This is a genomic window from Burkholderia sp. WP42 (genome assembly GCF_000745665.1).
Taxonomy (GTDB): Bacteria; Pseudomonadota; Gammaproteobacteria; order Burkholderiales; family Burkholderiaceae; genus Burkholderia; species Burkholderia vietnamiensis.
This window is the reverse complement of record NZ_KN050723.1, coordinates 28103-41903: the sequence shown is the minus strand read 5'-3', so window position 1 is coordinate 41903 and position 13801 is coordinate 28103. Positions and strand designations below refer to the sequence as shown.

The window sequence follows — 13801 nt, the reverse complement described above, 5'->3', positions numbered from 1 at the left end:
GATCGCATGTCGAGTTGGGACGCGTGGCTGATATGCGTGTGCGCGCGGGCAAAGGATTTCCGGTTTCCGGCTGAGGCATACGGCGTCGAGGCATCGCCCGCCGCTGAACGCTACGCGCTCACGACCGTCGAGCGGTTGCAGATGCAGCGCCACAAGATCGGCGCCCGTACGGTCGCTTCCGATCGGAGGTCGCTGCGTTGACGCAGAGGGGAGCCGCCCCGCGCAACATAGTTGGGAAGCGCACCGCATCCCGGCACGGTTGGAGTGCGCGATGACGCAGCCCGCGCTGGTTTACCCCGAGCGCTCGAACGTCGGCCAGAGGTCTGAGGCCCGAAGTTCAACGCATGTCAGACACGAACTCCTGGCAACGGCAGGACGTCTCACCGATGAAACGTCCGGTGCGCGCCGCACGCAATCGCGTGCTTGGACCGACGCCCGTATCGAGTACCCCACGCAACCGCCCCCACCGCGCACACCCCCGCCCGGCGCACCTCCCGCGCACACGCCTCGACACCACCGCGTCCGCGCCCGAAAATGCGACTGGCGTCACCATGGCGTTACGTTACATCGGTGAAGCATTTCATCGGTCCGGACGAGTTTTCCGTGCCGCACGCCACCATACACGACCGTCCGCCGGACGCCGCGACATCCCGCGCGAGCCAGTCCCGACGCGCCACAGCAGCCATCGCGGCGCGCCGCGCGCGACCGGCCGGGCAAGTGGATCGCGTTGCTGGTACGGAACCTGCATTCGTTGCAGCAACAGCCGCGCCGCCGAGCGGCGCATATACGAACCCGGTTCAGGCCAAGCCCGAACGATCCACGCCAGTTGCGAGGCATTTCATGGATACGCTGCCCAACTCGTCCGATACGTCGTTCCAGATCTTTCTCGCGAAGCTGCTCGAACAGCCGCAGCCTGAATGGACCGAAAAGCAGCAGATGGAACTCGAGATGGCCCGCTCGCTGTCGACCGAGATGGTGCGCTACGCCGAGGACATGCGCGGCCGCGCCGACCTCGCGCGCTGCCTCGTGCTGCTGCGCTACGCGAAAGTCCTCGACTTCATGCTGACGTCGCTCGCCGCGCACCGCGACATTCACCCGCAAACGCTGCGCACGCTGTTCCGCCTCGCCAACCTCAAAGTCGACGATGCGTATCCGGTGTGAGCGGTGTGAGCGCACCCGAGCGACACACCGTCGGCGCCATTAGCGCGCCGCCCGCCATCCACTTCCGGTAACGCCGCGCTCAACATCGCGCGGCGATCTGCTGCCCCACCAGCGGCTGCACCACCCGCGCTGCCCGCGACCATCGTCGCCAGCGGCCCACTCCGCGCCCGAGCCGGCGTCGCTACCGATGCGCCAGCGCGCGTGAACGCATCATGCGACACGTGCGACACGAGCGCGTCGAGCCCCGCATCGCATACAGCCGCGCAGATTTGCTTACGTCGCAGGTAATCGACGCGCGTCGCGCGCGTGCCGATCATGGGGTCACCGATCGACGCATCGCATCGACGCCCAGGAGCCCGACATGACCGCCTACGCCATCGCCCACCTGCACGACGTTCAAATGTGCGACGACATCGTCGAATACCTCGAACGCATCGACGGCACGCTTGCGCCGTTCGATGGCTACTTCGCGATACACGGCGCGCGGCCCGACGTACGCGAAGGCGAGTGGCACGGCGATCTGATCGCGATCGCGTTTCCCGATCTCGCCGCCGCGCGCGCGTGGTACGACTGCGACGCTTACCGGCAGATCCAGCCGCTGCGCACGCGGCACGCGAGCGGTTCGCTGATCCTGATCGACGGCGTGGACGCGTCGCACAAGGCGACGGACATCCTGCGCTGAAACCGCCGCGGCCGCCCCGGCGTCTAGTTCGCGCCGCGCTCCAGCGGCTCGCCGACGACGAAGCCGCCACCCTGGTAACGCTGCGCCGGATCGTCGTATTCGGCGCTCGGCGCGGTCACCGGAAACAGCCCGGCGAACTGCGCGGAGCTGTCCTGCGGCCGGAACCCGAGGAAGCCGGCCTTCGTGTTGTCCCACCACTTCACCGGGTTGTCCGACACGCCGTACACGATCGCATGCCCGACGCGGTTCGTCAGCAGCGCGCAGCGCACCAGCTCGATGAAGTCGCGATAGCTGAGGAAGGTCACCAGCATGCGCGGGTTCTTCGGAACCTCGAACGACGAGCCGATCCGCAGGCACACGGTCTCGATCCCGAAGCGGTCGAAGTAGTACCGCGACAGCGCTTCGCCGAAGCACTTCGTCACGCCATAGAGGCTGTCCGGACGCAGCGGCGCGTCGACGTCGAGCACTTCCGTGACCGGATGAAAACCGATCGCATGGTTCGAGCTCGCGAACACGACGCGCTTCACGCCGTGCTTGCGCGCGGCTTCGTACAGGTTGTACGTGCCGGTGATGTTCGCATCGACGAGATCGTCGAACGGCGCATCGACCGAAATTCCGCCGAGGTGGACGATCGCGTCGACGCCGTCGACGAGGTCCATCACCGCCGGCCGATCGGACAGGTCGACGACCCGGGTTTCCTCGTGCTGCGCCGCGTCACCGAGCGCGGCGACGTCGCTCACGCGCACGATGTCGGCCCAGTTCGCGAGCGCGCCGCGCAGCTGGCGACCGAGATTGCCGGCCGCGCCGGTCAGCAGCAGGCGCGCAAACGGCTTGCGGGCGCCGGTGGAAGTGGCGTTCATCGAGTCTCCTTGGATCTGTGCTGAAGGTATGCGGATGCGCCCGACCTCCAATCGCTTGCAACGATTTGGCCGGAAAACGTTTTCCAACTATACGCGGCGGCGAAGGCGAACGTCAACGGTCGGCCACCTTCTCGGCCATCCGCACTTTCCCGATGTCGGCCGATGGCCGGCCGCCTCGGTTTTCTGCCACAATCGCGGACAACGGAACGTAAACGTTACCCTTGCGATGAAAAAAGTTTCCCCGACGATCCGCGACGTGGCGGCCCAGGCCGGCGTGTCGGTTGCGACGGTCTCCAAGTTCGTGAACGGCACGCAGCGCTTCTCACCGACGGTCGAAGCGCGGCTCAAGGAGGCGATCGAGCGCCTCGGCTATCGTTCGAATCCGCTCGCGCGCTCGATGATCACCGGGCGCACACGCACGATCGGCCTCGTGATCCTCGACATCAGCAACCCGTATTTCACGAGCGTCGTCAAAGGCGCGAACCGCGTCGCGCTCCAGCACGACTACACGCTGCTGCTCGTCGATACCGAAGAAAGCCAGGCGCGCGAACGCTCGCTGGTCGAGGCGCTCGCGCAGCGCGTGGACGGCTTGATCGTCAGCACGCGGATGCCCGACGACGAAGCGGGCTGGATGCTCGATCTGCACAAGCCGCTCGTGCTGCTGCGACGCAGCCCCGGCCTGCCGATCCCGAGCGTCGGCATCGACAACCGGCTCGCCACCTACATGCTCGCGCGCCATCTGCTCAACCTGGGCCACACGCGCATCGCGTATCTCGGCTTCGGCACCGCGCGCGTGAACGACGAACGGATCCAGGGCGCGCGCGACTGTCTCGCGGAAGCGGGACTCACGCTCGACGTGCACGACGCGCATGCGCCCACCGCCGAAGCCGGCGAGCGCGCCTGCTCGCGCGTGATGCTCGGGCCGCAGCGCCCGCAGGCGGTGATCTGCTACAACGACCTGATCGCGCTCGGCTTCATGAAGGAAGCCGCGTCGCTCGGCTTCCGGTTGCCGCAGGACGTTTCCGTCGCCGGCATCGACAATGTGCCGTACGGTCAATACGCGGCGCCCGCGCTGACCACCATCGACATCCAGAGCGAAAACATGGGCGAGCTCGCGATGCAGAAGCTGATCGACGCGCTCGCCGGACGCACCGACGCGAGCTATTCGACGTTCGAGCCGCGGTTGATCATGCGGGCATCGACGGCGGCGGTGGGGTGAGTGGCGGGCGGGCTGTGCGGCGGTTGCGGTAGCCTGCGGTTGCAGTTGCTGTCGTAGTCGACATCGCAGTCGCAATCGCTGTCGCAATCGCTGTCGCAGCCGCTGTCGCAATCGCAATCGCAATCGCAATCGCAATCGCAGCCGCAGCCGCAGCCGCAGTCGCAATCGCTGTCGCAATCGCTGTCGCAATCGCTGTCGCAATCTCAGTCGCTGTCGCTGTCGCTGTCGCTGTCGCAGTCGCAGTCGCAGTCGCAGTCGCAGTCGCAGCCGCCATCCCAAACTCAACCGCCGCAACCCCGCATCGCTTCGCATGCGCCCCGCCCACCCCAAACGAAAACGCGCCGCGTCCAGCGCGGCGCGTTCGCGTGTCGCGGCGCTTACGCGCCGAGTCGGGCCGGCTTCATCTTCGGCGTGAGCGCGTGCATGATCGCGAGCGCGAGCAGGTACGCCAGCGCGCCGATCGCGAACAGCACCCAGTAGTGGCCCGTGCGCTGCAGCACCTGCCCGATCACTTCCGAGAACAGCACGCCGCCGATCGAACCAGCCATCCCGCCGATGCCCACCACCGACGCGACCGCGCGGCGCGGAAACAGATCGGATGCCGTCGTGAACAGGTTCGCCGACCAGCCCTGGTGCGCGGCCGCGGCGAGCCCGACGATCGTCACCGCGATCCACAGGCTCTGCACCTGCGACACGAACGCGATCGGCAGCACGCAGCACGCGCAGACGAGCATCGCCGTCTTGCGCGCGCCGTTCACGCTCCAGCCCGCGCGCAGCAGCGCCGACGACAGCCAGCCGCCGCCCACGCTGCCCACCGTGGTCAGCGCATAGATGCACACGAGCGGCAGGCCGATGTGCTGCATGTCCATCCCGCGCGACTCGTTCAGCCACTTCGGCAGCCAGAACAGATAGAACCACCACACCGGGTCGGTCAGGAACTTGCCGATCAGGAACGCCCAGGTTTCGCGCTTGCGGATCAGCTCGCCCCAGCGCGGCGCGCCGGCATCCGCGTTGGCCGCGTCGAGTGCTTCCGCTTCGTCGCGCGGCTCGTCGTATTCGGCGGCGAGCGCGTGCGTGTCGGCCGTGCGGTACAGCACCAGCCACACCGCGAGCCACACGATGCCGATCGCGCCGATGATCACGAACGCCGCGCGCCATCCGTAGGCCAGCGCGATCGCCGGGATGATCGCCGGCGCGAACACCGCGCCGATGTTCGCGCCCGAGTTGAAGATGCCGGTCGCGAGCGCGCGTTCGCGGCGCGGAAACCATTCGGCCGTCGTCTTGATCGCGGCCGGGAAGTTGCCGCCCTCGCCGATCCCCAGCAGCGCGCGCACCGCGGCGAAGCCCATCACGGAGCCGACCGCCGCATGCAGCATCGCCGCAATGCTCCACATCAGCATCGCGGCCGCGTACGAGATGCGCGTGCCGAGCCAGTCGACGATGCGCCCGAAGCCCAGCAGGCCGATCGCATAGAACGCGGTGAACGCCATCACGATGCGGCCGTACTGCACCTGGGTCCAGCCGATGTCGTGCTGCAGCATCGGCGCGAGCAGGCCGAGGATCTGCCGGTCCATGTAGTTGATGACGGTCGCGAAGAACAGCAGCGCACAGACGGTCCAGCGGTAGCGGCTGGCGACGGCGCGCACCGCGCCGACAACGGCAGATTGCATGAGTGTCTCCGATGCGCGGTCGCGCCCGTCGCGCCGACTGTCGATACGTAGTCCGTAACCGGCGACGGGCGCCGCGGCGAACCGCAACTGCGCGGGCATCGCGCAGCCGCTATTTCACCGATGGGTGGAAAACGTTTTTCCAAGCATAGGCCGCCGGTCGGGGCGATGTCAGTCCGGGATTTCGATGAGTCGTCTCAAATTCGATCGCGCAAAAAGAGATGACCGTTTCGCAAAGTGCACATCAATCGTTTTCCGCGATGCGCGTGCGGTGAAACGGGGTCGTGACGGAGCCCGTGCGCGCGGATGCGCAAGTCAGCGTTCGGCCGAAAACTGCGCTGCGGATCGTTTAAAGTCATCGGATGTATGCCGATCCCGCTCCGCTGTCTGCTACGACACGATGCCTTCGCGCAATCGCTGCCTCAACGGCGGGTTCGGATGTGCGTATCGTCGCCCTAGGTGGAGCGCCGCATGGCCCGCTGCGTAAACGCGCCGAATGCGTTCGCTGCCGGCGCTGCGGCGCGCAATAGCGTGCATATGCCGCGCTACGCGAGCCAACGCCCTCAAGGAGAAACTTCGCGATGACTCCCGCGCTTCTGATCCCGAGCCCGCTCGGCGACATCGCCGTCCGTATCGAGCACGATGCGCTGACCGGCCTGTTCTTCGTCGGCCAGAAATACTATCCGTCGCTCGCGATCGCCGCGGATGCGCACGCGCACGTCGCCGCTTCATCGCTCGCGCGGCACATCGCCGACGAGGTCGCCGAATATTTCGGCGGCACGCGCCACACCTTCTCCGTACCGATTCAGCTGAACGGCACCGCGTTCCAGCGTGGCGTCTGGCAGCAACTGCTCGCGATCCCGTTCGGCGAACTCGTGTCGTACGGCGACGTCACCGAGCGCCTGGGGTTGCCGATGAGTGCGGCGCGCGCCGTCGGCGGCGCGATCGGCCGCAATCCGGTCGCGATCATGGTGCCGTGCCATCGCGTGATCGGCGCGTCCGGCAGCCTCACCGGCTATGCAGGCGGGATCGAACGCAAGCGCGCGTTGTTGTCGCTCGAAGGCGCGCGCTTCGTGCGCGGTGACCGACACGCAGCGCAGCAGGCGTTCGCGTTCTGAAGGCGTCGGATCGCGTGCGACGCGCCGCCGTGGGTCAATCGTCGCGACGCTTGCGCATTGCGTGCGCGACGCGCGCGTTCGCGTCGAATTTCGCGCGATGCGTCGAGAAGAACGTCCGCACGTTGCGCACGTTCGATGCGCCGGTGAAGAGGCGCCGCGCGAACGCATCGTATTCGGCGACGTCGGCCAGATCGGCCACCACGATGAAATCCGGCCCCGGCGACACGCGGTAGCACTGCGTGACCGACGGCTCCGCGCACACGTAGGCCTCGAATGCGTCGTAGTCTTCGGCCGTCTGCCGGTCGAGGCTGATCTCGATCAGCGCGGTGACGGCCGTGCCGATCGCGACCGGATCGAGCACCGCGATCTGCCGACGGATCACGCCGGCCTCCGTCAGCCGCCGCACGCGGCGCATGCAGGTCGGCGGCGACGACAGCGCGCGCTCGGCCAGTTGCAGGTTCGACACCGATGCGTCGTCCTGCAGGATCGCGAGAATGCGCAGGTCGAGATCGTCGAGCGTGATGCCGGCCATCGGCAGCTCCTTGCGAGATGGATGTGGAATTTAATTTCATCATCCTACCGCATTGCCGCATCGTTTCAGGATTACACCAATTTTGAAATTTAATTCCATTTTGCTGCCTCTACTATCGCGGTCACGGACTCAGACAACGTATTCAGGGAGCGCGATATGTGTGGAATTGTCGGGGCGGTGGCTCAGCGGGACATCGTGCCCAATCTCGTCGACGGGCTGAAGCGGCTCGAATACCGCGGCTACGATTCGTGCGGGGTCGTCGTCTATCGCGACCGTGCGCTCGCCCGCGCGCGTAGCGTCGATCGCGTCGCGAACCTGCAGCGCGAGATCGCGGCGCAGGGGCTGTCGGGCTACACCGGCATCGCGCACACGCGCTGGGCCACGCACGGCGCGCCCGTCACGCTCAACGCGCATCCGCATTTTTCGCCGCGCGACGACAACGCGCGCATCGCGCTGTCGCACAACGGGATCATCGAGAACTGCGATCAATTGCGTGCGGAACTGCAGGCGCACGGCTACGTATTTGCCAGCCAGACGGATAGCGAGGCGATCGCGCATCTGATCGATCATCTGTACGACGGCGACTTGTTCGACGCGGTGCGCGGCGCCGTCGCGCGCTTGCGCGGCAGCTACGCGATCGCGGTGATGTGCCGCGACGAGCCGCATCGCATCGTCGGTGCGCGCGACGGGATGCCGCTCGTCGTGGGCGTCGGCGACGGCGAGAACTTTCTCGCGTCGGATGCGATCGCGCTGTCGGGCGTGACCGACCGCATCGCGTACCTCGAGAACGGCGACGTCGCGGACATTCAACTGCATCGCTACTGGATCGTCGATGCGGCCGGCCAGCGTGTCGAGCGCGCGGTACAGCGGGTCGCCGCGCACAGCGGCGCGGCCGATCTCGGCGCGTACCGCTACTACATGCAGAAAGAGATCTTCGAGCAGCCGCAGGCGGTGGCCGATACGCTGCTCGATGTCGCGTCGATCATGCCGGAGCTGTTCGGCGACGGCGCGTGGCGCGTGTTCAACGACGTCGACTCGGTGTTGCTGCTCGCGTGCGGCGGCAGCTATCACGCGGCGCTGACGGCGAAGTACTGGATCGAAAGCATCGCGAAGCTGCCGACGAACGTCGAGATCGCCAGCGAATTCCGCTATCGCGACGGCGTGGCGAACCCGCGCACGCTGGTCGTCGCGGTGTCGCAGAGCGGCGAGACGGCCGACGTGCTCGGCGCCGTGCAGGTCGCGAAGCAGCGCGGGATGATGCATACGCTGGCGATCTGCAACGTCGCGTCGAGCGCGCTGATGCGCGAGTGTGCGCTGCAGTTCGTCACGCGCGCGGGGATCGAGATTGGCGTCGCGTCGACGAAGGCGTTCACGACGCAGCTCGTCGCGTTGTTCCTGCTGACGCTGTCGCTCGCGCAGGTTCGCGGCCGGCTGAGCGACGACGACGAGAAGGCGCATCTGCGCGCGCTGCGGCATCTGCCCGATGCGATGGCGAAAGTGCTCGCGCTGGAGCCGCAGATCATGGGCTGGTCGGAGCTGCTCGCGCGACGCGACAACATGCTGTTCCTCGGCCGCGGGATGCATTACCCGATCGCATTGGAAGGCGCACTGAAGATGAAGGAGATTTCGTATATCCATGCCGAGGCGTATCCGGCGGGCGAACTGAAGCATGGGCCGCTGGCGCTGGTCAGCAACGAGATGCCGGTGATCGCGGTCGCGCCGAACGACATGCTGTTGGAGAAGCTCAAGTCGAACATGCACGAGGTGAGCGCGCGCAACGGCAGGCTGTTCGTGTTCGCGGACGTCGACTGCGGGTTGACGTCGGGCGAAGGGATCGACGTGATTCGGCTCAACGAGTACTACGGGCCGCTTTCGCCGATCCTGCATACCGTGCCGATGCAGCTGCTGGCTTATCACGCGGCGCTGGCGCGGGGGACGGATATTGATAAGCCGAGGAATCTGGCGAAGTCGGTGACGGTGGAGTGAGGTTGGGGGCGGGGTTTGGGCGGTCACAATCGGTGAACGTGCGCTCCCGTGTCGCGTTCCTCCTGCCTGTCGCGGCGGACATCCATCCGAAGTCGACACGCAAGGCCGGGCTGCCCCCCCATTGACGCAAATCAAGCCCGTCATACGCGAGCCGCTTAGCATCGTTTCAGCAGACACAACCGGCCGTAAGGGGGCAGGACATGCAACGCTTTTCGACTTTTCGTGCCGCGTGTCTTGCGGTGTTGATGACGGCCTGCATCGTGATGCTGTCCGGATGCGGCTACAACGCCATACAGGCCCAGGACGAGCAGGTGAAGGCCAACTGGTCCGAAGTGCTCAATCAGTACCAGCGGCGCGCGGACCTGGTGCCGAATCTCGTCAACACCGTGAAGGGATATGCGAACCAGGAAAAAGACGTTCTAACGCGGGTGACCGAAGCCAGGGCTCAAGTGGGCGCCATGCGCGCCACGCCGGAACTGCTGGCGGACCCCGCCGCGTTCGCAAAGTTCGAGGCGGCCCAGGGACAACTGACGTCGTCTCTTTCCCGGCTGCTCGTGGTTTCCGAAAACTACCCGCAGCTGAAGTCCGACGCGAATTTTCGTGACCTCCAGGCCCAGCTCGAGGGTACCGAAAACAGAATCGCCGTAGCCCGGAACCGCTACATCCGCTCGGTTCAGGACTACAACATCACGGTTCGCTCGTTCCCGAACAATCTGACCGCGATGGCGTTCGGCTACAAGGAAAAGCCGAACTTTGCCGTCACGAACGAAGCGGAAATCGCCAAGCCGCCGCGGGTGGACTTTGGTGCCGCGCCGGGGCCGGCGAGCGGAGCCGCAAATTGAAGATGGTTCGCGCGGCGCTGGTCGCCTTGGCCGTGCTGTTTTGGTGGAGCAACGCCGTCGGTCAGACAGCGCAGCCTGTACCGGCGCTCTCCGCGCGCGTGACCGACGCGACGGGCACGCTGTCCGATGAACAGCGCAGCACGCTGGAGCAATCGCTGAAGGATTACGAAGCACGCAAGGGAAGCCAGATTGCGGTGCTCATCGTACCGACGACGCAACCCGAGACCATCGAGCAGTACTCGATCCGCGTCGTCGAACAATGGAAGCTCGGGCGGACGCGCGTGGACGACGGCGTTCTGCTCATCATCGCCAAAAACGACCGGACGCTGCGTATCGAAGTCGGCTATGGCCTGGAGGGTGTGCTCACGGACGCCACGAGCAACCGCATCATCGAGGACATCATCGTCCCACGATTCCGGCAGGGCGATTTCTACGGCGGCGTATCGGCCGGCGTGGACGGCATCATGCGCGTGGTGGATGGGGAACCACTTCCGGCTCCCCGCCAATCTCCGGGGCCAGGCGCCGGCAGTCTATTGCCGGTGTTGTTCGTGCTGACGATTGTGGCGGGCGGTGTGCTGAGAACCCTCTTCGGCAGACTGGCCGGAGCCGTCATCACCGGAGGCGCAGTTGGATTCGTCGCGTGGCTATTGTCGGGCGCGGTTCTCGTCGCCATCGTCGCCGGCGCCATTTCCCTTGTATTCACGTTGATCGGCGCCGGGATGGGGATGCGCGTCGGCGGCCCCTACATCGGCGGACATTCAGGGGGGCAAGGTTCTGGAAGAGACATCTTTCGCGGCGGCGGCGGTGGCTTTGGCGGCGGTGGCGCGTCGGGGAGATGGTAATCATGGATTTCCGACGCGTTATCCGGCACCTGCTCATGACGAAATGGCGGGTCAACGCCGCCTTCCCGAAACCGACGCTGGCGAAGATCGAGGCAGCGGTAAAGGCGAGCCACGTCGCGCACGCGGGCCAGCTGCGCTTCGCGGTAGAGGGCGCATTGCATAGCGCCGCGTTGCTTCGAGGACAGACCGCCCGCGAGCGCGCGATTGACGTGTTCTCGGAGCTTCGGGTCTGGGACACCGAGCACAACAACGGCGTGCTCATCTACTTGCTGCTGGCCGACCGGGACGTCGAGATTGTCGCGGACCGAGGCATCCATTCGCGCGTCACAAGTGAAGAATGGGAAGTGGTCTGCCGCACCATGGAAACCGCATTCAAGGCTGGCAGCTTCGAGTCTGGCTCGATACACGGGATTGAGCTCGTCACCGAACTGCTCAAGAAACATTACCCGTCTCGCCGTCCTCCTCAGGACGAGTTATCCAGTAAGCCCGTCGTGATGTGACCTGCCGCCAATTCGATAACGCGGCGCGACCTGTGACCGGCTAAGGAAGCGCATGCCGCTCCCGCCCGCGACGACATGTCGGTTCGCGGATGCCGCTACGCGTCGTCACGATGACGACATCGCAACGCGCGTCACGTCATGCTAGACTTTTGCCCCATGTCGTACTGGCGCAAACTCTTCCTCGTTCTGTTCCTCGCACTGAGCCTTCCGGTTCAGTCGTTCGCTGCGATTGCAATGCAGTGCGCGGCGGCACATGCGGACGAAGACGTCGAGTTCGCCACTGGCGCCGGGCAACCGCTTGCCGAGCAGCACCATGAAGCGGCCGACGTACACGCGGCAGCTGACCACGGCACGCACCAGCACAGTCTGGCAGATACCCACCACGCGCACTCGTGCTCGACCTGCGTGTCGTGTTGCGTCGGCGCTGGATTGCCAACCGCGCCGTCGGTCGCGCGGTCGTTCGATTCCGCACTCACCGCTGTCTTCCCTTCCTCTTCTACCGCAGCCGCGTCATTTCTGACCGCTGGCATCGAGCGGCCTCCCCGAATCCTTCTCGTCTGAGCTTCGCGTCGCAGCGTGTGTGCTGCGGCGTTCATCTCGCTTTGGCGGCGCGTTCCGGCCGCCCGGCTGACATTCGACGAGAAAAACCATGCGAATCCTATCTGCAGCGCTGGTCGGCGCGGCGGCAGCATTGCCGACGCTCGTCCTCGCTACGACGTCCGTTCCCGACCCGTCAGACGCGGCAGCGTCGGTCCCGGCCGTTGCCGCCCCGTCCGCATTTGACGATTACCAGCCGTACAGAGACGGTGAGGCGCCCACCTGGCAACAGGTAAATCGGGCCGTCACGCCGGCACGCCCCAGCTCGAAGCGCGAGGCAACCTCCAGCAGCCCCTCGAACACGAGTCATCACTCGACACACGAGAGGGACGGCCAATGATCGAGCGACGCATTTCCATTCGGTTGATTGCCGGTGCCGTCGCGCTGGTCGTGCTCGCCGGCTGTACGACGTTTTCCAGGGATGGCGGTTTCAATACCGTCTCGACCACCGCATCGGAGCGGCTCGGGAAAGAGGCGCTGTTCGTCCGTACCGAGCAGGACCGTGACGCGGTCGCGCAACGCACGCGCGAAGTGCTCGGAAAACCGCTGGCCATGGATGACGCCGTCCAGGTCGCCTTGCTCAATAACGCGGGACTGCAGGCGTCCTACGCCGAGTTGGGAATCTCGGAAGCGGACCTTGTCCAGGCCGGTCGCCTCCCCAATCCGGGCTTCAGTTTCAGCCGCACGCACTGGAGCGACAACTTCGGCATCACGCGCACGTTTTCCGCGAACGTGCTGGCCATCCTGACGCTGCCGCTGGCCACGCGCATCGAAAGCCGCCGCTTCGAGCAGACCAAACTCGAGACGGCCGATGCGATGCTCAAAGTGGCCGCTGACGCCCGCCGCGCATACGTGAGCGCCGTGGCAGCGGGGCAGTCCGCGAAGTATGCGGAACAGGTCAAGGACTCCGCCAGTGCCGGAGCAGAACTGGCGCACCGGATGCAGCAGGCCGGCAACGCCAGCCGGCTCGACTACGCGCGCCAGCAGGCGTTTTACGCCGATGCGGCGACTCAGGTTGCGAAGGCGCGGCAACAAGCCTTTGCAGCGCGAGAAAAGCTGACTCGCGTGATGGGCGTTTGGGGCGCGGCGACGCAATACAGCTTGCCGGAGCGGTTGCCCGACTTGCCCAGGGAACGACCGGAATTGAAGGATCTGGAGGTCTTCGCGATGCACAACCGGCTCGACATCCAGGCCGCCAGGTTGCGCACGCAAGGTGTCGCGACGTCCCTCGGCCTGAGCAAGGCGACGCGTTTCGTCAATGCGCTGGAGGTCGGTTACCTCAACAACTTCGAGACGGACAAAGGGCACGAGCGCGGCTACGAAATCAGCGTCGAGATTCCGATTTTCGACTGGGGCAGTGCCAAGGTTGCGCGGGCGGAAGCGCTGTACATGCAATCGGCGAACAAGCTGGCACAGACGGCCGTCGACGCACGCTCCGAGGTCCGCGAATCGTACGTCGCCTACGTAACGAACTACGACATCGCCAGGCATTACCGCGACGAGGTGGTGCCGCTGCGCAAGACCATCTCCGACGAGATGCTGCTGCGCTACAACGGCATGCTCGCCAGCGCGTTCGACCTGCTTGCCGATTCGCGAGAACAGGTCAACGCGGTCAATGGCTATATCGACGCGCTGAAGGACTACTGGCTCGCGGAAACCGACCTGCAACTCGCACTGGGTGGACGCCTCCCTCCGCCCGACCGTCCAGTAGACGCTCCCGCCCGTTCAACCGAGCAATCAGCGACGGCCGCAGCCACGCTCGCGGCGCCGCACACGCAGTCCGAAGGTAATTGAG

General features: G+C 65.8%; 14 protein-coding genes. 10 read left to right on the top strand and 4 right to left on the bottom strand.

Translation table 11 applies throughout. From position 1 onward, the window contains the following. The first annotated feature begins 840 nt into the window (after positions 1–840). Positions 841–1161: a 3'-5' exonuclease family protein gene (locus tag EX20_RS22845; protein WP_011881331.1), complete on the top strand. Its 321-nt coding sequence runs from the start codon at positions 841–843 to the stop codon at positions 1159–1161. A gap of 361 nt (positions 1162–1522) precedes the next feature. Continuing rightward, entirely contained in the window at positions 1523–1843 is a 321-nt protein-coding gene (locus tag EX20_RS22840; RefSeq protein ID WP_014724414.1) for a DUF1330 domain-containing protein, read from the top strand. Positions 1844–1866: 23 nt separating this feature from the next. Here EX20_RS22840 and EX20_RS22835 read toward each other — a convergent pair whose 3' ends face one another. After that, positions 1867–2703, bottom strand: coding sequence for an NAD-dependent epimerase/dehydratase family protein (locus tag EX20_RS22835; RefSeq protein WP_011881329.1), 837 nt, complete (start codon positions 2701–2703; stop codon positions 1867–1869). A 226-nt stretch (positions 2704–2929) separates the two neighbouring features. Here EX20_RS22835 and EX20_RS22830 point away from each other — a divergent pair, with 226 nt between their 5' ends. Then, a complete protein-coding gene (locus EX20_RS22830) occupies positions 2930–3922 on the top strand; it encodes a LacI family DNA-binding transcriptional regulator (protein ID WP_011881328.1) in 993 nt (330 codons plus the stop codon). 377 nt (positions 3923–4299) lie between these two features. Here EX20_RS22830 and EX20_RS22820 read toward each other — a convergent pair whose 3' ends face one another. Then, entirely contained in the window at positions 4300–5592 is a 1293-nt protein-coding gene (locus EX20_RS22820; RefSeq protein WP_014724412.1) for an MFS transporter, read from the bottom strand. 578 nt (positions 5593–6170) lie between these two features. Between EX20_RS22820 and EX20_RS22815 the strand changes: the two genes are divergently transcribed. After that, positions 6171–6707 carry a methylated-DNA--[protein]-cysteine S-methyltransferase gene (locus EX20_RS22815; protein ID WP_034194862.1) on the top strand — a complete coding sequence of 179 codons (537 nt, stop codon included), beginning with the start codon at positions 6171–6173 and terminating at the stop codon, positions 6705–6707. Positions 6708–6741: 34 nt separating this feature from the next. On the opposite strand, the gene EX20_RS22810 is transcribed toward EX20_RS22815, so the two are convergent. After that, positions 6742–7239 carry an Lrp/AsnC family transcriptional regulator gene (locus EX20_RS22810; protein ID WP_014724410.1) on the bottom strand — a complete coding sequence of 166 codons (498 nt, stop codon included), beginning with the start codon at positions 7237–7239 and terminating at the stop codon, positions 6742–6744. A 156-nt stretch (positions 7240–7395) separates the two neighbouring features. Here EX20_RS22810 and glmS point away from each other — a divergent pair, with 156 nt between their 5' ends. From glmS to EX20_RS22790, 4 genes are all read left to right on the top strand, one after another. After that, on the top strand, positions 7396–9225 hold the full coding sequence (gene glmS, locus EX20_RS22805) for a glutamine--fructose-6-phosphate transaminase (isomerizing) (RefSeq protein ID WP_011881323.1): 1830 nt from the start codon (positions 7396–7398) through the stop codon (positions 9223–9225). A gap of 200 nt (positions 9226–9425) precedes the next feature. Beyond that, the gene (locus EX20_RS22800; protein ID WP_014724408.1) at positions 9426–10067 is read left to right on the top strand and encodes a LemA family protein; all 642 of its coding nucleotides are present in this window, start codon (positions 9426–9428) and stop codon (positions 10065–10067) included. A gap of 2 nt (positions 10068–10069) precedes the next feature. Continuing rightward, a complete protein-coding gene (locus EX20_RS22795) occupies positions 10070–10909 on the top strand; it encodes a TPM domain-containing protein (protein WP_371464454.1) in 840 nt (279 codons plus the stop codon). A gap of 2 nt (positions 10910–10911) precedes the next feature. Continuing rightward, positions 10912–11409, top strand: a complete 498-nt coding sequence (locus EX20_RS22790) for a TPM domain-containing protein (protein ID WP_011881320.1) — start codon at positions 10912–10914, stop codon at positions 11407–11409. 141 nt (positions 11410–11550) lie between these two features. On the opposite strand, the gene EX20_RS32215 is transcribed toward EX20_RS22790, so the two are convergent. Then, the gene (locus EX20_RS32215; protein ID WP_014724405.1) at positions 11551–11790 is read right to left on the bottom strand and encodes a hypothetical protein; all 240 of its coding nucleotides are present in this window, start codon (positions 11788–11790) and stop codon (positions 11551–11553) included. A gap of 268 nt (positions 11791–12058) precedes the next feature. Between EX20_RS32215 and EX20_RS33020 the strand changes: the two genes are divergently transcribed. Both EX20_RS33020 and EX20_RS22780 read left to right on the top strand, forming a co-directional pair. Further along, complete coding sequence (locus EX20_RS33020) at positions 12059–12346, top strand: hypothetical protein (RefSeq protein WP_072465304.1); 288 nt, start codon at positions 12059–12061, stop codon at positions 12344–12346. Beyond that, the gene (locus EX20_RS22780) at positions 12343–13800 is read left to right on the top strand and encodes a TolC family protein (protein ID WP_034194861.1); all 1458 of its coding nucleotides are present in this window, start codon (positions 12343–12345) and stop codon (positions 13798–13800) included. The genes EX20_RS33020 and EX20_RS22780 overlap by 4 nt, the downstream gene beginning before the upstream one ends. The last annotated feature ends 1 nt before the right edge of the window (position 13801 follow it).